Here is a 20868-nt window from a genome sequence, read left to right as displayed (position 1 = left end):
TGAGCGTCTCGTGGGCTCGGAGATGTGTATAAGAGGCAGCCCAAGAGAACCCCATGCACGCCTCGCTGCGCTTCACGGTCGTCGGGCTCATGGCGGCGCTGCCAGCCCTCGCCGCCACGCCTTCGCCCCTCCGCATCCAACCGGCCCGCATCGACGCGGTGTTCAAGGCCTACAACAGCCCTTCGAGCCCCGGCTGTGCCCTTGGCATCTCCCAGGACGGCAAGCTCCTCTACTCCCGGGGCTACGGCACGGCGGACCTGAATCAGGGCACGCCCATCACCCCCACGACCCTGTTCGACATCGGCTCGGTCTCGAAGCAGTTCACCGCCGCGAGCCTCGTGCTGCTGGCCCATGAGGGAAAGCTCGCGCTGACGGATGACATCCGGAAGTACCTGCCTGAAATCCCAGACTACGGGACGCCCATCACCGTCGACCACCTGCTCCACCATACGAGCGGACTGCGTGACTACAACGGCCTGCTCTTCTTCAAGGGCTATCACTACGAGGACGTCACGGATGACGACGACGCCCTGGACGTCATCGCCCGCCAGCGTGCGCTGAGGTTCAAGCCCGGGACGCGGTTTGAATACAGCAACAGTGGCTACTTCCTGGCGTCGCTCATCGTGAAGCGCGTCACGGGCAAGAGCCTGGCCGTGTTCGCGAAGGAGCGGCTCTTCCAGCCGCTGGGGATGACCCGGAGCCACTTCCGTGACGACCACACGGCCGTCGTTCCCGGCCGCGCCACGGCCTACTCCCCTGCCGGAAAGGGCGCGTATCAGCTGGACATGTCGAACTGGAACCAGCTCGGCGACGGCCAGGTCCAGACCAGCGTCACCGAGCTGGTCAAATGGGAGGAGAACTTCTCCACCGCCAAAGTGGGCGGGAGCGCTCTCATCGACGGGTTGCAGACGCGCGGAACCCTGAGCTCGGGAGCCAGCACGGGCTATGGCCGGGGACTGTTCCTGGACACCTACCGCGGAGCGCAACGCGTCCATCACTCCGGGGCCTGGGGAGGCTATCGCGCCGCGTTGATGCGCTTCCCCGCGCAACACCTCTCCATCGCCATCCTCTGCAACCGGGCGGACATGAGACCGGATCTCGCCGAGCGCGTGGCGGACCTGGTCCTGGGCAATGCCTTGCAGGCGGCCGAACAGGAGGAGAAGGCCGCATCGGGCGCGCCGGAGCCCGCGAGCGGGGATTCCGCCCGGTACGCCGGGCTCTATTACGACGAGGACGGCCAGCGCGTTTTGAGCATCCGCCAGCAGGACGGCAAGCTGGAGCTCGCCTTCCCGGGGCGAGCGCTCCCCCTGCGAGCAGCGGGGGGCGACCGCTTCGAGGTGGAGGGGGCTCCGTTGACGCTCACCTTCGAGGGCGAGCAGATGACCCTCTTGCGCAGCCAGGAGATCCGGACGCTCTTCCAGCGGAAGCAGCCGGCAGCGCCGCTCTCCGACGACGCCTGGAAGCAACTGGTGGGGGCGTATTACAGCCCGGAGCTGGATGTGACCTGGCGCATCGAACTCAAGGACGGGAAGGCGGCCCTGAAGGGACGGGCGCTGGGAACCCATCCGCTCGAGGCGACCTTCGCCGATGCGTTCAACACGCCCCGGGGTCTGCTCCGCCTGACCCGCGATGAGTCCAAGCAGGTGACCGGCTTCGTCTTCGGTGACCTGCGGTTCGAGCGGAAGCCGCGCTAGGGGCAGGTTCGAAAGTCGAGGCGGCCCCTTGCTCAGCGGCGGCGGCGCGGCGCGGGCTTGGGCGGACGCAGGTCCTGCTGGCTCTTCGGCAGCTTGGGCCCCGAGGAGAGGTCGAACGCGTAGGTGGCACCGAGCGGGCCGCGAAGCACACCGGGCGCTGAGTGTCGCGGCACCGCAATGTTTCGCGTCTGCTGTCGCCAGGATGCGCGTGGAGCACCTCCACGGACACAGCGGGTGCGGGCCGTGCTCCCGGATGTGATCGACCCCGGGGGGGCCGGGTCAGGGAGTGGCTGGAGCGTGCCCGTCTCCAGGGAGACCCCCACCATGTCACACAGGAATCTGGCCCTACTGGCCACGGCGCTGCTGCTCATGGCCGCCAGCGCGGCCGAGGCGAAGCAGTGGAGGTACGCGGGAATGCACCCGCGCACCGGGCAGCCCCGGGACGGGCTGTGCCACCTCGAGTCGCCGCACGTGCACTCCGCCGCGCCGTTGTACGCGGACACGCTCTACCGCACGCGCGACAACGTCTACGTCTTCATCGGAGACCCCACGCCCTTCGGCTACGAGGGCCCCCGGCACTCCTACTACGGGCACCATCCGGTGGTGCTCAACGTGCTGGTCGACATCGACGTGGACGTGGACGTGGTGGAGTACTGCTACCACGACGGGCCGCACTACCACGCCTACGAGCCGCCACCGCGCCAGGAGTTCGTCGACAAGGAGGACGTCCACTACTACGCGGGTGAGTACCCCGATGAGTACCGGCGGGAGAACCCGAAGCTCGTGCGGGTCAACACGGTCTATCGCGGCTGGAACGTGCCGCGTCCGGTGGTGACGTTCGCGCCGCCGCCCCAGTACCACGGCCCCATCATCCAGGTGGGCGTGAACGTGGACGTGGACGTGAGGGTCGGTGGCAGGCCGCCTCCGCCCTCACGCGAGGTCATCATCATCCGGGACGACGACGATGACGACCATCACCATGGCCATGACCATGACCACGGCAAGCACAAGAAGAACAAACACAAGCATAAGGGACGGGACTGAGCATGCGGCGCATGGGACTCGCGCTGGGCGCCCTGCTGCTGGCGGGCTGCTCCAGCAACGCGAACGAGGTGCTGGACGCGTGGAAGGCGGCGGGTGAGTCGCCCTCCGGTTTCACCGACGTCGGCGAGAAGCTGCCCGGCGGCAAGTGCCAGGCCGGCAAGGTGAGCGGCCTGGAGGCCACGGTGTGCCTCTTCGACGGCGCGGAGCAGGCCAGGAAGGCGGAGGAGGCCGGCTGGGCCCTCATCGGAGACGCCGTCGGCTCCGCGGTGGTCTCGGGCAAGTGGGTGCTCGTCGTCGCGGATCCCCGCAGGGAGGACCCGAGCGGGCGGCGCATGAACGCGCTGGTGAAGGCGTACCAGCAGAAGACGCGCTGACGCGGGCGCGCGGGCAACTCGAACGGCATGGGGGCGCTAGAGGCAGCCCAGCTCCATGGCGCGGAGCACGGCGCGGGTGCGATCCCTCACGCCCAGCTTGGAGAGGATGCTGGAGGTCTGGTTCTTCACCGTCCCCTCCGCCGTCCCGAGCGCATCGGCGATCTCCCGGTTGCTCATCCCCCGCGCGATGAGGCGCAGCACCTCCACCTCGCGGCGGGTGAGGCCCTCCGGCAGGTCCGCGTGCGGGAAGTCGCGGGGCAGTTCGGCCATGCCGCGCGCCACGCGCTCCGCGATGCCGGGTGGCAGCAACGTCTGACCGGAGGCGACGCGCCGGATGGCCTCCGCCAGTTCCTCCAGTGACACATCCTTGAGGAGGAAGCCCTGCACTCCCGCGCGGAGCGCCTCGATGAGGGCGGCGTCCTCGTCGAAGGTGGTGAGGAGCACCACGCGGCGGTCCGGATCCGTGCGGCGCAGCGCGCGCAGGGCCTCCAGCCCCGTCATGCGCGGCATGCGCACGTCCATCAACACCACGTCCGGATTCAGCTCCGCGACCTTGCGCAGCGCCTCCTCGCCGTCGGCGGCCTCGCCCACCACCCGCAGGTCGGGCGTGAGCTCCAACAGGCTGCGCAGCCCCTGGCGCACCAGGGCGTGATCATCCGCGAGCACCAGGCGGAGGGTGCTCACGTGCCCACCCCACTCTCCGGTGTGGCCGGCAACCACGCCTCCAGCTCCAGCCCCTGCCCCGCCGCCGCGCGCCATTCCACGCGCCCCCCCAGCCGCGTGAACCGCTCCCGCATGCCGGTGAGCCCCGAGCCGGGCGTCACCCGCGCCGCGCCGCCACCGTCGTCCCGCGCGTGCACCCGCACGCCGCCGTCGCCGGTGGGCACGATGGTGATCCACAGGTTGCGGGCCCCGGCATGGCGCAGCGTATTGGTGAGGACCTCCTGCACGCAGCGGAACAGCGAGTGCGCCGCTTCGGAGGATTCCAGGGCGAGCGCCTCGGGGACCTCCAGGTGGACGGCGAGCCCTGGGACGCCGTCCGCGAGTGCTCGCAGCGACGGCAGCAGGGGCATGGGCGCATCGCGCAGCGCCGTCACCGTTCCCCGCACCTCGGACAGGAGCGTGCGGGCCGCCTCGCGGGCGCGGCGCAGGTGTTCGGTGGAGGCGGGGTCCTTCGCGGTGTGCGCGGCGGCCTCCAGGTTGAGGCTGAGCGCGGTGAGGTGGTGCCCCACGGAGTCGTGCAGCTCGCGGGCGATGCGCAGCCGTTCGCCCTCGCGCTCGCGGTGGGCGAGCAGCACCTGGGTGGCCTGGAGCTCCGCGTGGACGCGGGCCAGCTCGCGGCGGGCCTCCGCCTCGCGGACCATCACCAGCGCCGTGCCGAACGTGAAGCCCTGGAAGCCGGTGTAGATGAGCGTCTGCACCAGGGCCTGGACGGGCGGGCGCTGGACCGCGAACACGACCAGCATGCCCCCCACCTGGGCCCCCACCCACGCCAGCGCCCGGCGCTGGGGGAGGATCTCCGGGACCTGCCCGGCGGTGATGGCGAGCAGCGCCCCGTCCAGCCCGCTCTCCCCCGTGGCCAGGCAGACGAGCGCCGAGACCGTCTGCGCCACGAGCAGCGGCATCTCTGCCCTGCCCTGCTCACGCGACTGGAACCAGAAGGTCCCGCCGAAGGTGAGGAGCGCGATGCCCCACGACAGCGTGTCCGGGGCCAGCCACCGCGCGGGTTCACGCGCGAGGTCTTCGATGTGCGCGAAGCCGACCACGGCCCAGGTCAGCATCCCGGCGACGAGCAGCAGGCGATGGGTGGTGGCGGGCTTGGCCACGGGGAACCGCTCGGGCATGGAGGCAGACCGTAGGACACCCGTGGCGCAGGGGCCATGTGCCGGAAGTCACATGCGGCCCGTGTGACTTCCGCCAGATGGAGGCACACGCGCCGGCGCGTACCGTGCTTTTCGGACTCGCAGCACGCCGGAGACGCCCATGTCGCTCTATCTGCTCGCCCGCTGGCTCCACATCGCTTCGGGAGTCGTCGCGTTCATCACGCTCTGGCTGCCCCTGGTCGCGCGCAAGGGAGGCGCCCTGCACCGGCGCGTGGGCTGGGTCTACGTGGGCGCGATGATCGCCGCGGCGATCTCCGCGCTGGTCATCTCCGGATGGCGCTTCCTCCAGGCACCTCGCGAGCAGCCCATCGCCCTCTTCTTCGTCTACATCGCGGTGCTGAGCGCGGCCTCCGCGTCCATGGGGGTGCGCGTGCTGCGGACGAAGACGCGCACGGGGGCGAGCACGCACCCGCTGGACGTGGGGCTGTCCACGCTGCTGCTGTGCATGGGGCTCTTCACGGTGGCGTACGGACTGCGGATGGACGTGCCGCTGTTGTGGGGCTTCGGGCCGGTGGGCATCCTCTCCGGGTCGGGCGGCCTGTGGTACTGGCTGCGGCCGCCCCAGGAGCGGATGCACTGGTGGTTCCAGCACATGGGCGCCATGGTGGCCTCGGGCATCGGCACCATCACCGCCGCCCTGGTGGTGAACGCCAGACACCTTGGCATCGACGGCCTGCAGCTTGCGGTCTTCCTGGGCCCCACGGTGGTGGGCGTGTTGGGACTGAATCTGTGGACGCGCTACTACCGCCAGCGCTTCGCCCGGAAGGCCCCGGCGGCGACAGGCCGGGACATTCCAGGTCAGGCACGGTCCGCTCGCGCGAGCTGAGCCCCTGCAATCCCAGATGTCGTCCTGTCAGGGAGGACACTGGGAGATGCAGAACGCCTTGTAGCTGTCGCAGGTGGGCCGCGGGGTGCCACCGCCGCCATAGACGCAGTAGAACCACTTCGAATCACAGTCATTGACGCATTCCCAATGCGTCACACCTTGTTCGACCTGCCCCTGCTCCTCCGGGCTGACCGTCGCGTCCATCTCTTCCGCGCCGCCACAGCCCGCCAGCAGTCCGACCGCCATCAGCCCGGCAATGATTGCCACTCGCATGGGTTTTTCCTGGTTCGAAGGTTTGTGAAGCCTTGCCAGGATAGTCAGACTCTCAACGACAGACCAGGGGGCCCCTATGCGACCTGGGAGAGGACCTTCGACCAGCGCTCCCGCATGGCCTCACGGGCCTCCGCGTCCGGCAGCTTCTCCATGTGCACGTGGAGGGAGGCGCCCTTCGTCTTCGGCATCACCGTGAGCTGCAACGTCGCCGGCTTCTTCCAGCCGTCTGGCTGCCAGGTCATGCGGAGGCGTTGCCCGGGCTTCACGACCCGGACCTCTTCGCGCACGCCTGCGGCCCCCCGGCGCTTGGGGACCTCGTATTGCCCTCCCGCTTCGGCCTTCAGCTTCGCGCCCGGGCCCAGCCAGCGCTCCGGCTGCGTCGTGACCCACTCCCACAGCGCGGGGGCCGTCATCGGCAGCGTGCGCACCACTCCCACCTGGAAGCCCGTGGTGGCTGACTTCTTCGCGGCCGCTGGCTTCTTCGCTCGCGTGGCGATCTCCGCGAGCCGCGCCTGCACCAGCGTCTTCACCAGCTTCGCGGGGAGTGGCCGGTCTGGCGGGAAGGTGACCCCGCTCTTCGACGTGGCGTACCCGTCCAGCTCCGACTTCAGCGCCGGCACCACGCCGCCGCTGAAGGGGTAATAGCCGCAGTGGTTCTTGAAGAACGCGAAGCCCGCCACGGCGTCCCCGTCGACCTTGAAGGTGGGCATCCGGTAGCTGATCGACTCGGTGGCCTTGGGGAGCAGCTTCCGCAGCTGCGTCCGCAGGGCCCCCAGGGTCTTCTTCACCGTGGGGTCCTCCAGGCCCGCCAGGTAGGCGTCGACCGTCTGCGGGACTCGGGTCTTCGTGGCCATGGTCTTCAGACCTCCGGGGCGTTTCGTCCCGACTTAGCAGAAGCTGAAGCCGCGGCGCGCCGCTTACTCCTTCAGTTCACGCGTCAGCCTCGAGTCCCACGGGCACCAGTGATTGCCGGGCAGGAACGCGCCGCCTGCTTCGTCCAGATGGTCCTCGACGTAGACCATGTTGGCGTCGCATACCTCGATGGCCATCTGGAAGAACCGGATGGTCTGGGGGTCGATGTGGAACGAGAATTTCGGATTGTAGGGGACGGACCGCTTGATGATGCGCCCGTGGACGTGAACCTCGTTCTTCTCGGCTCCAGAGAGGATTCGCCGCGCATGGGCAATCGTCGCCTCATCCGTCAGCTCAATGATGAATTCAACCCCAGGCGAGCTGGGCTGGGTGAACGCGAATCGGGTGGCGGTGGCCATCGGGCATCTCCTTTGAGGTGGGGGCTCCATGTAACGGATTGGACCTGCCCTACCCATCGGATGGGGGACGGTGCCTTGTGTGAGGAAGCTGGCAGTGCGAGGAAAGGGACTCCCGGCCCGCGGATGCCCGGCGCCCGGTCCCGAGGAGGCCCATGAAGCTCGAGCGCCACGTCGGCGGACTGTCGCTTGCGCGCAAGGTGAACTACCTGCGCGCGCGTGGCTGGCGCGAGGACACGGAAGGCTGGTCGAGCGAGCGTTTCCGCCCCGTCCCCATCGCGCGCGCCATCCACCACCAGCTCACCGACGACCTCAGCCGGGCGCTGTGTGGAATGGGCTGGCAGGTGCTGGGCTACTCCCCGCGAGGCTATGTCCAGCTGCGCGACGGTGAACGGGGCAAGCCCTGCTCCCTGCCCAAGGCGCTGCGCCTCCAGGCCCGGCGGGAGCGACGGCCCGTCGCCGAGCTGACGTATGCGTTGTTCCTCGCGGCCCTCCTGGAGACCGAAGGCGGCGCCCCCGGGTGAGACCGGAGGAGACGGGCCTTCCGCGCGCATGCCATCATCGAACGTCGGCAACCCGAGCAGACGAGGTCCCGTGAGCGTCGCAACCTTCGAAGAAGGCCCCTTGCTGGGGCCGAGCTTCTTCCTCAGCCGGACGGCGCTCCGCTCGCTCGGGCTGGCGCATCGCGACACCTACGGCGCCGCGCGGCCCCATCCCCACGCCGTCATCGATGGCTTCCTGGGCGAACGGCTGGCGACGGAACTGGCCGGCGTCTTTCCGGGCGCGACCGGGGCCCCCTGGTTGCGGAGGGATCACCCGGAGCAGGCGGCGCGTCTGGGACAGCTCCAACGCAAGGCCTTCGACGGGGTGCACGGGGCCCTCCGGCACCTGCTCGCGGAGTTATCGGGCATGTCGTTCCTGGACTTCCTGGAGACCCTCACCGGCATCAAGGGGCTCATCGCGGATCCGCATTTCCGGGGCGCCGGGCTGCACCTCACGCTGCGCGGGGGCCATCTGGCGCTGCACGCGGACTTCAACCGCGATCGCACCCGTGCCCTCTCGCGGCGGCTCACCGTGCTGTATTACCTGAACCCGGGCTGGGAGCCCTCCTGGGGCGGAGACCTGGAGTTGTGGAACGCCGACCTCTCCCGGTGCGAGGCCCGCATCGCGCCGGTCCTCGACCGGCTGGTCGTGATGGCCCATGGCGACACCCACTGGCACGGCCACCCCGCCGCGCTGGCGTGTCCCGAGGGACGGGGCCGGGCCACGGTCGCGGCCTACTTCTACACGGCGGAGGCGTCCCCGGACGCGCCGGAAGCCCACAGCGCCCTCTGGGCGCCAACGCGTTCCTGAACGCCCCTCGCCGCTACCAGCTTCCGCTGGAGCCGCCTCCCGAAGAGCGCCCGCCTCCGGACGACGATGAGCGGGAGGAACTGGAGGAGCTCGACGACGAGGGCCGGGTGCGTCGCGGCGTGCTGTGGCGCGAGGTGGTGACGTGGTCGCAGTGCGTACAGCGCGCCGTCACTTCCACTTCGCCACCATGGTCGTACGTCGCGCTTCGCAGCGTCCGCGAGGTCTCCTTCGCCGTCACGTAGCGGCACCGCTTGCAGCGCGCGAAGCCGGAGAAGAACCGGCCATAGCGCTCGACGGTCCCGTCCTCGCACGACTCACACCACCAGACGTCGTAGTCCACCGAGCCCAGCGACTCCTCCTTCCGCTGGCCCGGGTCCAGGTGGGCATCGTCCCGCGCCTCGTCGAGCCGTGCCCGCGGGGTGCCGCACGCCCGGCACTTGCGCGGACGACGGCGGAGCCAGGCACGGCCAGCCAGCCCTACCGCGCCGAGGACGCCCGCGCCGCCCGCGAAGTAGCCGATGTCCGGCTGCGACGAGGACTCGTCCGGCGGGCTCACGGAGGACTGCACGATGGTCACGGCTCCTTGCGACACCGGGGCCTGGCCTTCCAGGTCGCTGGCGGTGCTCGGGTCGGCGGCACCGGGATTGTTGAGCCGCGAGTTCTCGATGAGCTCCTTCAGGCCTTGCGCGCCCTCGCGCACGGCCCCGTTCGGGTCGCGCCGCTTGAAGGCGGGCACGATGCGCTCCGCCATCACCGCGTCGCTGGCCTGCTTGTCGGCGGGCTCATCGATCCCGTCTCCGAGGAGGATCTCCACCTTGCGGTCGGAATACGCGATGAAGAGCAGCGCGCCGTCGTCCCGCCCGGCATGGCCGATGCCCCAGCGGTTGAAGAGCGCCAGCGCGAACTCACGTGATGGCCTGGACGACGTGGTGTCCACCATCACCACCATGAGCTGGCCCAGCCCGCGGTCGTTCAGCGAATGAGCCAGCTGGTCGACCTCCGCCCGGACCGCTGGCGTGAGGACGTGGGCCCGCGTGAGGTCCACCGTCCAGGAGCCCCCGGCGGGCCTCGGAACAGACTCCACCGTGACGCCCAGGGCCGGAGTGCCGAGGGCGCAGAACAGCATCACGAAACACAGCCATGCGCGCATGGCTTCAAATGTAACAGAGCGCTCGGCGCTACGAAGAGCACCGGGTTCAGCGGGCCACTGCCGCCTTCGCGCGCTTGCGTTCGAGGAGCTCGCGCGCGGCCTGCCTGCTCGTGACGAACTCGACGTCTCCCTTCAATCTCCCCGTGAGGTAGATCGCGAACGCGACGGCCTTGGCGCTCGCCATCTGCAAGCGCGCTCCTGCACGATGGAGAGCAGGCGCTTCGCATCCTCCAGGCCCGTGGCGCCCTTGAAGTGGACCCACAAGACATCGGGCTCCTCGAAGTGCGCCCGATGCGCTCCAAACACCCACTCACGTTGGTTCGGCATGAGCCCCCCGGCCATCCGCACAAGACCGGGACGGAGCATACTGAAACGCATTGGCCAACCACCAGGGCCGCCCGTCACTCAATCGTGGAGTTGGTGACGCGGATGGGCGTGTCCGCGTGGTTCGAGATCTGGGGATACGTCTCGTACCAGGAGCCGCCCTTGTTGTTCTGGATGACCGAGCGGTCGATGCGGATGTCACCTGAGTGGTCATTGCTCACGAAGAAGATGGCGCTGCCGTGGGCGTTGACCTCGTTCTGCTCGATCCGCGTGCCGCAGAGCGACAGCGTCATCGTGTTGCCATCGTTGTAGATGGCCCCGCCGCTGCCTCCACCCGGCGTGCCCGGACTGGCGGGATTGGCCCCGTTGCCGATGGCCCGGTTGTGGGAGAAGAGGCTGTTGATGACGGTCCACGACACCCCGATGCTGCTGATGCCGCCGCCGTTGGAGCAGACACCGCCATAGCCTTCCTTGCCGCCGAAGGTCGTGTTCACCACGTAGACGGGCTGGTCGTCGTACTGGTCGAACACGCGCAGCGCGCCGCCCCCGACGTCGGGCCCGGTGTCCGCGCACGCATTGTTGAAGAAGCGGGAGTTGATGACCTTCACCCGCCCGCCTCGCACCCAGACCGCCCCGCCTCCGTCGTACTCCTTCTCGCTCTTGGAGCTGGCGTCCACGAAGGTGAGGTTCTGGAGCGTGAGCCGGGGGTGGTCCTGGTCCTGGCAGTGGGAGGTCGTCCACACCTGGGCCTGGTCGCAGGTGTTCATGTACAGGATGCGGTGCTTGCCCGCCCCGCTGAGCGTCACCAGTCCCTTGCCGTCGATGACGATCTCCGGGCCCTTGTCGTTGAAGACCTTCGCCGTCCGGTCCAGCGTGATGACGACGGGCTCCGGGCCGCAGTCGAAGGTGATGACCCCACCCTTCGCCACGGCGTTGACGAAGGCGTCCGCGTTACAGCTGGCCGGCGTTCCCATCCCGACGACGCTGGTGGGCCGGGAGACGTCCGCGAGTCCCGCCTCGGCGGGCACGCTGCACGTGGCCTCCGCGTTCGGATTGCCGGCGGGAGGCCCGTCCTTGGGGTTGGTCAGCGGGTTGGGGACGTCCACGCCGTCATCGCTCGAACAGCCCGCGGCGCACACCAGCGCGAACCCCGCGGCCAGCGACAGCAGCGTGGACGCGGGGAACCGGTGAAGTCTCTTCGGGTGCATTCAGCCTCCAGGAAGGAGGCAGTCTAGGGCGGCGATGCACCCGACACGAGCGCGGCCGCTCGGACTACTGGGTGATGATGTCCGTGTACTCGCTGCCGCTGATGGAGTTGCGCCACTTGGAGGAGAAGCCCAGCGCGTGCTGCGGGTTCACCACGTGCGGCGCGGCGACCTTCGCCACCTCCAGGCGGGTGATCTCATTGTTGAACAGGTCCAGCACCATGCCGAACTGCGCCGCGGTCAGGTAGACCCGCGTGAGCATCTTCTCCGCCTTCTCCTGGCGGACGATCTCGTTCCGCTCGCTCTTGAGCGACTGGTAGAAGCCGCTCCAGGTGGTGGCGTCCATCGGGAACTGTCCATCCCGCCGCATCGTGCAGCCCTCGTCCGCACGCGTGCCACAGTCGCGGTACGCGGGCTCGGCGGCCACCGGCGCCTCCGGCCGGTGCTCCGGCCGGCGCTCCATGCGGGGCTCCATCCGGGTCTCGTGGGTCTCCGTCCGGTGCTCCGTCTCCATCGTCCCACCCGTCACGCGGACGTCCATCCGCGCGCCGCCGCCGCGCACCTTCACGGTGGTGGTCTCCTCGCCGTCCACGTTCGTCGTCGTCTTCATCTTGATGCGCGCGGAGGGCATGTCCTGATCATCGACATCCACCTGCATGTTGATCTCCGCGTCCTGCGCGAAGCTGGCGGACGAGGCGAACAGGGACGAGACGAGCACGGCACGGACGATGCGGTTCATGGTGAGTCCTGGTGTGGGAAGCGGGTTCAGTGCGGTCGGAACGGTGAACGTTGCCGCCGCGCCTTCGTCTCCACGCACCTCCGGCGAAATTATTCACGTCTCCCAGGTCTGGAAACGCACCGCACCGCACTTGCGACATCTGAGAATTTGGGGCACGAGACTGCGCTCGTGATTGTCCGTCCCCGCCCTGGCTTCCTCCGGCTCCTCTTCGTCGTGCGCGGCACCATCCTGCCGCGCGTCCTGCCTCACGTGCTGGGGGTCGCGGCGCTCGCATCGCTCGTCGTCCTGACGCTCAAACAGGGCTACCTGCGGCTCCCCGTCACGTCGCCCGCGCCCCTGTCGCTGCTCGGCATCGCGCTCTCCATCTTTCTCGGATTCCGAAACAACGCCTGCTACGACCGGTGGTGGGAGGGCCGGAAGCAGTGGGGCGCGCTCATCATCGAGGTGCGCGCCTTCACCCACGCGGCCATCGCGCTGCTGGACGACGGGCGCGCCGAACTGCCCGTCGCGGGGCGGCAGGCGGCGCGGCGGCTGGTGCACCGCACCATCGCCTTCCCCTACGCACTCGCCGCGCACCTGCGGGGACTCGACGCCGGGGAGGACATTGGCCGCTACCTCATGGACCCTGAACGCTCGCGCGTCCTGGGCAGCGGCAACCGCCCGAATGCCATCCTGCGTGAGCACCAGCTGGAGCTGGCCAGTCTGCTCCGGGAGGGCCGGCTCACCGACATCACCTGGGGTGCCTTGAACGAACGGGTGCACGCCATGATGAGCGTGTTCACCGCGTGCGAGCGCATCCGGCTCACGCCCCTGCCCTTTGCCTACACGGTGCTCCTGCACCGCACCGCCTACCTCTTCTGCCTGCTGCTGCCGTTCGGGCTCGCCGAGTCCATGGGTTGGTTCACGCCCGTGCTGTCGGCAATGATTGCCTACACCTTCTTCGGCCTGGACGTTCTGAGCGAAGAGCTGGAGGAGCCCTTCGGGAACGCACCCAACGACCTGCCCCTGCTCGCGATGACCCGCACGGCGGAGATCAACCTGCTGGAAGCGCTGGGGGAGCCCCAGCCCGAGCCGCTGCGCCCCAAGGACTTCATCCTCGGATAGCAGCGGTCCCCTGACGCCTTCAGCACAGAAACATTCCACGTCATATTTTCCAATAATGCGGCTTTTGCTAGCTTCCCTCGGCTGCGCCAGGAATGACCTGGCGCACGCTTCCGAGGGACCCATGCTCAAGCTCCTGTCCTCCACCGTCCTCAGCCTGCTGCTCTCCCTGGGGCTTCTGCCCTCTTCCTCTTCGGAGCAGACAGCGGCGCTCGCCGTCACGACGACCACGGTCGCGACGCACAACACGTTGCACGGGCAGGCGAACCTCAAGCCGCTCGCGGACATCATCGGCTGGCAGGAGGTGGACACCGCGGAGGGTCATTCCAAGCTGGGAGCGATGGAGTACTACGACCACTTCCGGCCCGGAGATGACCGGCTGGACGCGCGCAACTCCATCGCCATCTCCTGGCGCAAGAACAAGTTCGAGAAGACGGGCGACGGCTCCCGGCTCACGCACGGCGGTGAGGCCGGGGTGACGCCGTCTCGCTTCGTGAACTGGGTGGTGCTGAAGAACATCGCGACCGGCGCGAAGCTGGCGTTCGTCAACACGCACTACATCTCCGGCGCCTGGAACGGCGAGCACCCCGAGCGCCAGGAGCGCTGGCGGACGCACAACGCCGTGGTGCATGAGGTGGTCGCCGACCTGCGCGGCCGGGGTCTGCCCGTCGTGCTGGTGGGTGACTTCAACCGCCCGCTGTCGCAGGACATCCCTGGGATGAACCACCTGAACACGGCGGGCGTCAGCGGCGTGCCCATCGATCAAATCTACGTCAGCGTGGGCATCGGCACCGGTCCCGCCGAGCGTCTGGAGAAGTACGGCTCCGACCACTTCGCCTACACCGCGACGGTCCAGTACTGAGCCGGGCCCCCGAAGGACGCCAGCCCTCGGGGCTCAAGGGCCCGCGCTGGAACGCCGCATGGCGGCGAGCAGTCCGCCCCAATCGTGAGCCAGGTTCGGATTGCGCTGGAGCGCCTGGGTGAGGTCCTCCAATGCCAGACGCCGCCAGTGATTCGGGCCCTCGGGGCTGGCGGTGTCCGCCCACTCCAGGCGCAGGCCGGCGCGCAGGGCCTGGGCCACGGGCCAGTCGGGCCGGGCCGTCAGGACCTGGCCGGCGAGCTCCAGGCCCCGCTGGATCCACGGGCCGGCTTCACCGCCCGCGCGCTGCCTCCACTCCGCCCACTGACGGTAGAAGAGGCCCGCCTCCAGGCGGTACTCCGGTTCGTCCGGTGAGAGCGTGATGGCCTTCTCGAAGGACGCCGCCACCTCCTCCACCTCCCCTGCCGGGAGCGCCCCGCGCCGTGCCTTCCAGCGGGCGTCCATCGCCTTCGCCTTGCCCAGCTGGAGCCACATCTCCGCGTCTTGCGGATTCTTCTCCAGCGCGGCATGCAGCTCCTCCAGGGCGCGCGCGAGGTCGGCCCGGGGATCACGCCCGTGGTCCAGCTCGAAGCGGGCCTGGATGACGTGCACCGTGCCCAGCAACCCTCTCAGCCAGGTCGCCCCCGGCATCCGCTCGAGCCCCTGTCGCAGCGGCGCTTCCGCCTCGCGCCCGCTCGGGCGGGGATCCTCGCCCCGCGCGAGCAGGTAGTTGCAGCGCCTGACGAGCAGGGAGCCCAGGTTCGCATAGGCGAAGCCCTGCCCCGGTGAGACCACGATGGCCTGTTCATACGCGGCCCGGGCTTCGTCGAGCACGGGGAGGGGATCCTCCCCGCGGTCCCACGCATCATCGGCCCGGAGCATGAGCACTCCGCCCACACCGTTGTGGAGGTTGGGGATGTTCGGGTTGATGGCGATCCCCCGCCGGTACTGCTCCACGGCCAGGTCCAGCTCGGGCCGTGGATCCTCGCCGCGATTCCTCCGCCGGTGGGCCCGCTGCGCGTGGATCTCTCCCGCGTAGAAGTACGTCACGAAGTGCTGGGGGTTGAGGGCCCGGGCCTTCTCGAGCGCGCGGAGGGCCTTCTCCAGGTCCTGATCCGCCTGCGCATTGCGCGGAAGGGAGGCCCGCGTGAAGAGCGCGCTGCCCAGGTTGATCCAATCCTCGGGGATGCGGTCGTCGAGCGCGATGGCCGCCTCGTAGGCACGGATGGCCTTGTCCCGGCTGTCCTGGGAGTCCACCCCCACCTGGTCCTCGAAGTCCGCCCGGCTCTTGAAGACGAGGCCATAGTCTCCGTAGAAGCCCCGGTCCCGGTCCACCCCGGGGATGCTCTCGAACAACGCGGCGGACTCCCCGAGCAGCTGGCGGGGATCCTCCCCCTTCTCGATGCGGTAGCGCGCCTGGAGCCAGATGCTCCGCGCCAGGTAGAGCGAGGCCTCCGACCGTCCGGGCTCCGCCGCCCGGGCGCGCTGCAAGGCCTCGATCGCCTTCGTGAGCGGCTCCGTCCCGTCCTCTCCCCGGGTCAGCCGGTGCTCGGCCAGGCGGTGGTGGACGCGCGCCATCCGCACCAGGCACGTGGCGTCCTCGGGAACCACCGTGAGGCAGCGCGAGAGGGCGTCCAGCGCCCGGTGGTAGGAGGGCATGACGTCTCCCTTCCCATACAGCTCCATCACCATCGCGTCCGCCTCGAGCCGGGCCAGGGACCGGTACACGGCGGGCTCGCTCTCCGCCGCCGCGGCGGCAGCGGCGTAGGCCTTCCGGCCGGACTCGAAGTCCGCGCGGGCCCCGTCGGGGTCTCCTCCGTTCCAGCGCTTGAAGGCCCGGGCCTCCAGGAGGTCTCCGCGCAACATGGGCAGCTCATGGAACCACGGCAGCCGGATCCGGGCCCCTTCCAGCAGGGCCAGGGCCTCGTCGAAGCGGCCCTCATAGAAGGCGACCAGCGCCGCCACGTACTCCACCGATGGCACCTGGGCGCCCTCGCTCTGCTTGAGCCACGCGAGCGCCGGGTCGCGGTAGAGACGCTCCGCGTCCCGCGTCGACGCCTCGCGCAGCTCCGGATTGCGGATCCGCTGCGCCTCCAGGAGCTGCTGCTGGTAGCGCCGCCCCGTCACGAGCGCGAGCGCGTACGCCGCCCGGGGCTCGTGGAAGCCGTGGCTCCAGGCGGACTCGAGCAGCTCGCGAGCCTTCTGCTCATCTCCCAGCGCGAGGTGGCCGCGCCCCAGCGCGTAGTGCCCGGGGCCCAGGGCGCGCGGTCCGGCGCGGCCGATCTCCGCCTCCAGCTCCACCATTCGCGCCTGCAGCGCCCGGCGGTCCTCGCGGGTGTCGTGCAGGCGGGAGAGCGCGGAGTAGCGGACCATGGCCTCCAGGTGCTCCACCAATTCGGTGAAGCGCTGGGCGATCCGCTCGCGTTCGGCGGCCTCGACGCGCGCCACGGCGCCCCAGCCCAGGGCCACCGACACGGCGAGCAGCGCGGCGGCGCTCACGGAGGCCAGGAGCCGGTGCTTGCGCAACCGCTTGCGCAGGGCATAGCCGAAGCCGGTGCGCGCCAGCACGGGTTCGCCAGAGAGGAAGCGATCCAGATCCTCCGCGAACGCGCGCGCCGAGTCGTAGCGCGCGGAGCGGTCCTTCTCCAGGCACTTGAGGGTGACCGCCTCCAGGTCCGGCGGCAGGCCCGGCTCCAGCAGCCGCGGCGGTCGCGGCTCCGTGTGGGGGATGTTGTTGAGCACCTCCAGGCCGTTGGCGCCCGGGATGGGGACCTGCCCGGTGAGGAGGAAGTAGAGGCTGGCGCCCAGGCTGTAGACGTCCGCGCGGCGGTCGAGCCGGCTCACCTCCCCGCGCGCCTGCTCCGGGGCCATGTAGTGGGGCGTGCCCAGCACCGCGCCGGTGGCCGTCACGGACTCGTTCCAGTCCCGCGCCAGACCGAAGTCCATCACGTAGGGCCTGGGCGTGCCGTCCTCGGCGCGCTCGACCATGATGTTGGAGGGCTTGATGTCCCGGTGGATGAGCCCCACGCGGTGGGCTTCATGCACCCCCAGCGCGGCCTCGCGCATCACCAGGGCCTTCTGCTCGACGGTGAGCGAGCCCACCAGGGCGCTCAGGGGCTGACCGTCGATGTACTGCATGGCGATGAAGACCTTCCCGTCGACGTGGCCGACCTCGTGCACCTGGCACACGCGTTCGTGACGCACCCGGGCCTGGGCACGCGCCTCGGAGATGAAGCGGCGGGTGAGGGCCTCGTCGTCGTCCCGGACGAACTTGAGGGCCACGTGGCGGCGCAGTCGTGGATCCAGCGCCAGGAACACGCGCCCCATCCCGCCCTGCCCCAGGAACCGCACGCACTGGTACCGGTCCCACCCGGGGACGGGGAAGGCCGGGGTGCTCGCCTGTCGCGGCGCCGGGGCCCGGATGACCGGGGGGCCGTCGAAGGTGGTGGTGTCGTCGCCGCCGGGCAGGACCCCCACGGACCTCTCCTTCTCATCGTCGCGGTTCATCGGCCGGGGGCCTCCGTAGGGAGCGGCCTGAGTATGACGCGAGCCATGAACAGACGCGACGAGCCGAGGCCATCACGTCAGCCCGGCAATGCGGTTGAATAGAGAAGAAGGGCGCCCCGCGACGCCTCCGGGGCAACACAGGAGAACCGCATGTCATTCAAGCTGGACATCGCCATTGACTTCATTTCCGACCCCGGCATGCAGCCCATCACGGTGAAGGCTTGCAGCGCCACGGCGGGCAGTGGCATCACGGCCCTGGTGTTGGTCCCCAGCGGTGCCGGGATACCCCGCCTGATCCTGGAGCCGCCCATCCAGGTCATCTCCCGGAACCGGACGGAAGACAGCGAGGGCGCGATCTCCTGGTTCTACGTGCTCTACGTCCCGCCTACCGTCCTGGACACCCGGAACTTCCACTACCAGTTCACGATCGCGATCGAAGGTCAGGACATGGGGACAAAGACAGCCAACGGGACGATTGACGTCTCCGGGGGTGGCTACGAGGAGGCGGCGTAGCGCCTCCGGGCGCGTCAGGCCGTCAGGCTGGGAAGGCCGGGGTGGGAGGACCGCCCCGGCCCGCCCTCGCTACCAGCAGGCGAACTGGAGGTTGTCGTACCGGACCGACGCGGTGCTGAAGACCAGCGTGCGCAGGTCGCCCGGGTCGAAGCCGCTCTGGCCGCAAGCGCAGGTCGTCCCCGTGCCCGTGCACGACGTCCAGTTCGTGAGGTCCCCGCTCGAGTCCACGCGGTACTCGGCGTTGAAGACCGCCTTGTTCTTGTTCGTGAACCACGTCTTGTAGGCGCCGCACTCGTTGTACTTCTGGCACTCCTCGTTGATGGCGAAGTCGAACGAGTCCGCCAGCGCGGGGACCTGATCCACGTCGTTCTTGAGCGCGATGCCCAGGCACAGCGAGTGGGCGGTGGTGGCCAGCCAGCGGTTGTAGTCCAGCTGGTTCGCCGCCGTGAGGCCCCAGCAGGCCTGGTCGGTGCAGCTGATCTCATCGTCGTGCGAGTAGCCGTCGATGTTGTCCGGCTCCACCGCGTCACAGCCCTTGGTCCGCGCCAGCTGCATGCGCGACGTCATCACCGTCCGCACCGCCTGCTTGCGGTGATCCAACCACCACTCACAGCCGCCGCCGCTCGTGCACCAGTCCCCCAGGATGTGGACGGACTGCGCGCAGTTCTCCCCCGGGGTGCAGTACGTGTCCTGCGGGAACTGGTTCGCGTCGCCCCGCCAGTCCTCGTAGGTGCCGGCGCTGAAGTAGCAGACCACCTTCTTGCCGGCGGTCTTGTACTCCTGGATCTTCGCGCTGGTGGTGTTGAAGAGGTCCACGACGTAGACCTGGGCGTTGAGGTTCGTGGGAATGGCGTCGTGCTCCAGGTCCCACATCCAGGTGGCGCCCTTGGGGAAGGCCGCCACCGTGCAGGCCGAAGCCTGGCCACAGACATTCGCGGTGCCGCCACCGCCGCACGTGTCCGGACTCTGGCAGCTGCCGCAGCTCGCGACCGTGCGCGCCTGGCCACAGTTGTCGGTGCCACCCACCTGCCCGCAGTTCTTGCCCAGCCGCGTGCAGAAGGCCGCGTCGGTTTCCGCGGTGCACGTCGTGGCGATGTCCCACGACACCTGGAGGCGGAGGCTGTCGAGCTGCGCCGCGTCCGTCCCCGCGCCCTTGACGATGCGCGCGCGGATGTCACCGGTGCTCGACACGAAGTTCGCGGCCACCTCCGTGCCGGGGAGGTTGAGCGTCAGCGCCGGCGTCCACACCCAGTCACCGCGCCCCTGCGAGTTGGCGATGTTGACCCAGCTGGAGGTCGTGAACCGGTAGAGCTGCCACTGGTAGTAGGACGTGGCGGCCGCGGGCCCCTGGTACTTCGTCAGCAGCTGGAGCTGGGTGACTTGCGCGGGGGTGGGCGCGGCCTGGGTGAGGCTGGAGAGCTTGAAGGTCAGGTAGCCCGTGTAGCTGGGGCTGAACTCGATGTACTGCGCGTAGCAATCCGCATACGCGCCGACCGTGCAGTTCGCGCTGTTCGCCTTGAGCACGGTCATGCCGCCGCTCTTGCCGGACGCGTCCGTGTTCGCCAGCGTGCTCGCGGACGTGAAGTCGATGACCTCCGTGCCCGTCAGGGCCTGCTGTTGGGCCTCCGGCTCCCGCGCGTCCTCCGCCTCCAATGGCATGCATCCCGTGGTCAGCAAGGCAAGACACGGCGGCAACCAGGCAATCCATTTCATCATCACGCCTCCAGGGTGGGGGGCGCGGCTATCACATGGAGGGCGTCCGGGTGCAATGCCAGAGCGCCCCGCCCCTTGCCCGGCTGTCAGGCTGGATTGATGGGCGGAAAGCCGGGAACATGCGCGGCCTGGGAGGCGCCCACCCTTGCGTTGCAGACTGCTGCGAATTTTCGCCCTCGTTCTCCTCACCACTCCCGCGCATGCCGCCAGCACGGATTCTCACCGTGCGGGCGAAATCGTCTGGGAAAGCGGCTCGACGAAGACCGCCGAAGGCGCGCCGGTCCAGTACGAGCTGGGCACGCTGTTCGTCCCGGAGAACCGGGCGGTCGCGAACAGCCGCCTCATCGGTGTCGGCTTCGCTCGCGTCAAGGCGGCGCGGCCTACCGGGGCGCCTCCCATCTTCATCCTTCCTGGCGGCCCCGCGCGCAGCTACCTCAATGCCTTCACGGACGAGGACACCGCCGCGAAGAAGCAACTGGCCGGCGTGTTTCCCTTCACCGCCGCGGGTGACGTCATCGTCATGGACCAGCGCGGCTATTCCAAGCGCGGAGAGGAATTGCTGGTGGCCCGTCCGCACCAGCCCCTGGACCGGCCCCGCACCCTGGCGGCGGATGCCGCGGAGCTGGTGAAGCTGGCCCGGGACGCGGTGGCCGCCCACCCCGGCAAGGACCTGGCGGGCTACACCATCGTCCAGTGCGCCGAGGACGTGAACGACCTGCGCCGGGCGCTGGGATACGAGCAGATCACCCTGTCCGGGCAGAGCTTCGGCTCGCAGTGGAGCTTCGCCGTGATGAAGCTCCACCCGGAGATCGTGGCGCGGGCCTGGCTCTCCGGTGTGGAGCCGCTCGACAACGCCTTCGACATGCCGTCGCACGTCTTCGCGGTGCTGCAGCGGATTGCATGGGATGCGGACCGGGCTCCGGAGCTCGCGCCGTGGTTGCCCCGGGGGGGCGTCATGTAGGGCGCCGGAAGCGGACGGGCGCCACCGCTCCCGGCACGGCGGATTACTTAGCCCTTTCACTAAGTATCACGGGGCGATACT

Annotated in this window: 22 protein-coding genes; 10 read left to right on the top strand and 12 right to left on the bottom strand. The window is 69.4% G+C overall.

All coding sequences use genetic code 11. From position 1 onward, the window contains the following. Positions 1-53: 53 nt before the first annotated feature. Positions 54-1694: a serine hydrolase domain-containing protein gene (locus D7X32_RS12370; RefSeq protein WP_120602732.1), complete on the top strand. Its 1641-nt coding sequence runs from the start codon at positions 54-56 to the stop codon at positions 1692-1694. A 32-nt stretch (positions 1695-1726) separates the two neighbouring features. On the opposite strand, the gene D7X32_RS45430 is transcribed toward D7X32_RS12370, so the two are convergent. Beyond that, positions 1727-1867 (bottom strand): hypothetical protein, encoded by a 141-nt coding sequence (locus tag D7X32_RS45430; RefSeq protein ID WP_158625666.1) that lies wholly within the window; start codon positions 1865-1867, stop codon positions 1727-1729. Positions 1868-2018: 151 nt separating this feature from the next. On the opposite strand from D7X32_RS45430, the gene D7X32_RS12365 reads away from it, so the two are divergent. After that, positions 2019-2738, top strand: coding sequence for a hypothetical protein (locus D7X32_RS12365; protein WP_120602731.1), 720 nt, complete (start codon positions 2019-2021; stop codon positions 2736-2738). A 2-nt stretch (positions 2739-2740) separates the two neighbouring features. Then, positions 2741-3112, top strand: coding sequence for a hypothetical protein (locus D7X32_RS12360; RefSeq protein ID WP_120602730.1), 372 nt, complete (start codon positions 2741-2743; stop codon positions 3110-3112). Positions 3113-3148: 36 nt separating this feature from the next. On the opposite strand, the gene D7X32_RS12355 is transcribed toward D7X32_RS12360, so the two are convergent. Both D7X32_RS12355 and D7X32_RS12350 read right to left on the bottom strand, forming a co-directional pair. After that, positions 3149-3796 (bottom strand): response regulator, encoded by a 648-nt coding sequence (locus D7X32_RS12355; protein ID WP_120602729.1) that lies wholly within the window; start codon positions 3794-3796, stop codon positions 3149-3151. Beyond that, on the bottom strand, positions 3793-4956 hold the full coding sequence (locus D7X32_RS12350; protein ID WP_120602728.1) for a sensor histidine kinase: 1164 nt from the start codon (positions 4954-4956) through the stop codon (positions 3793-3795). The genes D7X32_RS12355 and D7X32_RS12350 overlap by 4 nt, the downstream gene beginning before the upstream one ends. A gap of 139 nt (positions 4957-5095) precedes the next feature. Here D7X32_RS12350 and D7X32_RS12345 point away from each other — a divergent pair, with 139 nt between their 5' ends. Further along, positions 5096-5821 carry a DUF2306 domain-containing protein gene (locus D7X32_RS12345; RefSeq protein WP_120602727.1) on the top strand — a complete coding sequence of 242 codons (726 nt, stop codon included), beginning with the start codon at positions 5096-5098 and terminating at the stop codon, positions 5819-5821. Positions 5822-5848: 27 nt separating this feature from the next. Here the strand turns inward: D7X32_RS12345 and D7X32_RS12340 are convergent, their stop codons facing one another. From D7X32_RS12340 to D7X32_RS12330, 3 genes are all read right to left on the bottom strand, one after another. Further along, positions 5849-6094, bottom strand: coding sequence for a hypothetical protein (locus D7X32_RS12340; RefSeq protein WP_147450121.1), 246 nt, complete (start codon positions 6092-6094; stop codon positions 5849-5851). Between the two features lie 74 nt (positions 6095-6168). Beyond that, positions 6169-6948 (bottom strand): SRPBCC domain-containing protein, encoded by a 780-nt coding sequence (locus D7X32_RS12335; RefSeq protein ID WP_120602725.1) that lies wholly within the window; start codon positions 6946-6948, stop codon positions 6169-6171. A gap of 63 nt (positions 6949-7011) precedes the next feature. Next, positions 7012-7365 (bottom strand): BP74-related protein, encoded by a 354-nt coding sequence (locus D7X32_RS12330; protein WP_120602724.1) that lies wholly within the window; start codon positions 7363-7365, stop codon positions 7012-7014. 152 nt (positions 7366-7517) lie between these two features. On the opposite strand from D7X32_RS12330, the gene D7X32_RS12325 reads away from it, so the two are divergent. Together D7X32_RS12325 and D7X32_RS12320 are read left to right on the top strand one after the other, a co-directional pair. Next, the gene (locus D7X32_RS12325; protein ID WP_120602723.1) at positions 7518-7886 is read left to right on the top strand and encodes a hypothetical protein; all 369 of its coding nucleotides are present in this window, start codon (positions 7518-7520) and stop codon (positions 7884-7886) included. 70 nt (positions 7887-7956) lie between these two features. After that, on the top strand, positions 7957-8715 hold the full coding sequence (locus D7X32_RS12320) for a 2OG-Fe(II) oxygenase (RefSeq protein WP_120602722.1): 759 nt from the start codon (positions 7957-7959) through the stop codon (positions 8713-8715). A gap of 13 nt (positions 8716-8728) precedes the next feature. Here D7X32_RS12320 and D7X32_RS12315 read toward each other — a convergent pair whose 3' ends face one another. The 4 genes from D7X32_RS12315 to D7X32_RS12305 form a co-directional block, all read right to left on the bottom strand. Beyond that, complete coding sequence (locus D7X32_RS12315) at positions 8729-9865, bottom strand: TPM domain-containing protein (RefSeq protein ID WP_120602721.1); 1137 nt, start codon at positions 9863-9865, stop codon at positions 8729-8731. Positions 9866-9911: 46 nt separating this feature from the next. After that, positions 9912-10049: a hypothetical protein gene (locus tag D7X32_RS45425; RefSeq protein ID WP_158625665.1), complete on the bottom strand. Its 138-nt coding sequence runs from the start codon at positions 10047-10049 to the stop codon at positions 9912-9914. Positions 10050-10266: 217 nt separating this feature from the next. Continuing rightward, positions 10267-11397, bottom strand: coding sequence for a hypothetical protein (locus tag D7X32_RS12310; RefSeq protein WP_120602720.1), 1131 nt, complete (start codon positions 11395-11397; stop codon positions 10267-10269). A gap of 64 nt (positions 11398-11461) precedes the next feature. Next, positions 11462-12133, bottom strand: coding sequence for a proline and serine-rich protein 1 family protein (locus D7X32_RS12305; RefSeq protein ID WP_120602719.1), 672 nt, complete (start codon positions 12131-12133; stop codon positions 11462-11464). A gap of 168 nt (positions 12134-12301) precedes the next feature. On the opposite strand from D7X32_RS12305, the gene D7X32_RS12300 reads away from it, so the two are divergent. Both D7X32_RS12300 and D7X32_RS12295 read left to right on the top strand, forming a co-directional pair. Next, complete coding sequence (locus tag D7X32_RS12300) at positions 12302-13237, top strand: bestrophin family protein (RefSeq protein ID WP_120602738.1); 936 nt, start codon at positions 12302-12304, stop codon at positions 13235-13237. A 121-nt stretch (positions 13238-13358) separates the two neighbouring features. Further along, positions 13359-14096 (top strand): endonuclease/exonuclease/phosphatase family protein, encoded by a 738-nt coding sequence (locus tag D7X32_RS12295; protein ID WP_120602718.1) that lies wholly within the window; start codon positions 13359-13361, stop codon positions 14094-14096. 33 nt (positions 14097-14129) lie between these two features. On the opposite strand, the gene D7X32_RS12290 is transcribed toward D7X32_RS12295, so the two are convergent. Beyond that, complete coding sequence (locus D7X32_RS12290; RefSeq protein ID WP_120602717.1) at positions 14130-17600, bottom strand: protein kinase domain-containing protein; 3471 nt, start codon at positions 17598-17600, stop codon at positions 14130-14132. A gap of 150 nt (positions 17601-17750) precedes the next feature. Here D7X32_RS12290 and D7X32_RS12285 point away from each other — a divergent pair, with 150 nt between their 5' ends. Continuing rightward, the gene (locus D7X32_RS12285) at positions 17751-18113 is read left to right on the top strand and encodes a hypothetical protein (protein ID WP_120602716.1); all 363 of its coding nucleotides are present in this window, start codon (positions 17751-17753) and stop codon (positions 18111-18113) included. 69 nt (positions 18114-18182) lie between these two features. Here the strand turns inward: D7X32_RS12285 and D7X32_RS12280 are convergent, their stop codons facing one another. Beyond that, positions 18183-19772, bottom strand: coding sequence for an endo alpha-1,4 polygalactosaminidase (locus tag D7X32_RS12280; protein ID WP_158625664.1), 1590 nt, complete (start codon positions 19770-19772; stop codon positions 18183-18185). A gap of 199 nt (positions 19773-19971) precedes the next feature. Here D7X32_RS12280 and D7X32_RS12275 point away from each other — a divergent pair, with 199 nt between their 5' ends. Then, entirely contained in the window at positions 19972-20787 is an 816-nt protein-coding gene (locus D7X32_RS12275; protein WP_120602714.1) for an alpha/beta fold hydrolase, read from the top strand. Positions 20788-20868 lie beyond the last annotated feature (81 nt).

Origin of the sequence: Corallococcus carmarthensis, assembly GCF_003611695.1 — a bacterium.
Classification (GTDB): domain Bacteria; phylum Myxococcota; class Myxococcia; order Myxococcales; family Myxococcaceae; genus Corallococcus; species Corallococcus carmarthensis.
This window is presented reverse-complemented; position numbering and strand designations above follow the sequence as displayed.

Coding starts and splice junctions, on each gene's coding strand:
- D7X32_RS12370 (WP_120602732.1), top strand. CDS start 54: ATGCACGCCTCGCTGCGCTTCACGGTCGTCGGGCTCATGGCGGCGCTG.
- D7X32_RS12365 (WP_120602731.1), top strand. CDS start 2,019: ATGTCACACAGGAATCTGGCCCTACTGGCCACGGCGCTGCTGCTCATG.
- D7X32_RS12360 (WP_120602730.1), top strand. CDS start 2,741: ATGCGGCGCATGGGACTCGCGCTGGGCGCCCTGCTGCTGGCGGGCTGC.
- D7X32_RS12350 (WP_120602728.1), bottom strand. CDS start 4,956: ATGCCCGAGCGGTTCCCCGTGGCCAAGCCCGCCACCACCCATCGCCTG.
- D7X32_RS12345 (WP_120602727.1), top strand. CDS start 5,096: ATGTCGCTCTATCTGCTCGCCCGCTGGCTCCACATCGCTTCGGGAGTC.
- D7X32_RS12340 (WP_147450121.1), bottom strand. CDS start 6,094: ATGCGAGTGGCAATCATTGCCGGGCTGATGGCGGTCGGACTGCTGGCG.
- D7X32_RS12335 (WP_120602725.1), bottom strand. CDS start 6,948: ATGGCCACGAAGACCCGAGTCCCGCAGACGGTCGACGCCTACCTGGCG.
- D7X32_RS12330 (WP_120602724.1), bottom strand. CDS start 7,365: ATGGCCACCGCCACCCGATTCGCGTTCACCCAGCCCAGCTCGCCTGGG.
- D7X32_RS12325 (WP_120602723.1), top strand. CDS start 7,518: ATGAAGCTCGAGCGCCACGTCGGCGGACTGTCGCTTGCGCGCAAGGTG.
- D7X32_RS12315 (WP_120602721.1), bottom strand. CDS start 9,865: ATGCGCGCATGGCTGTGTTTCGTGATGCTGTTCTGCGCCCTCGGCACT.
- D7X32_RS45425 (WP_158625665.1), bottom strand. CDS start 10,049: ATGGCGAGCGCCAAGGCCGTCGCGTTCGCGATCTACCTCACGGGGAGA.
- D7X32_RS12310 (WP_120602720.1), bottom strand. CDS start 11,397: ATGCACCCGAAGAGACTTCACCGGTTCCCCGCGTCCACGCTGCTGTCG.
- D7X32_RS12305 (WP_120602719.1), bottom strand. CDS start 12,133: ATGAACCGCATCGTCCGTGCCGTGCTCGTCTCGTCCCTGTTCGCCTCG.
- D7X32_RS12295 (WP_120602718.1), top strand. CDS start 13,359: ATGCTCAAGCTCCTGTCCTCCACCGTCCTCAGCCTGCTGCTCTCCCTG.
- D7X32_RS12290 (WP_120602717.1), bottom strand. CDS start 17,600: ATGAACCGCGACGATGAGAAGGAGAGGTCCGTGGGGGTCCTGCCCGGC.
- D7X32_RS12285 (WP_120602716.1), top strand. CDS start 17,751: ATGTCATTCAAGCTGGACATCGCCATTGACTTCATTTCCGACCCCGGC.
- D7X32_RS12280 (WP_158625664.1), bottom strand. CDS start 19,772: ATGCCATTGGAGGCGGAGGACGCGCGGGAGCCGGAGGCCCAACAGCAG.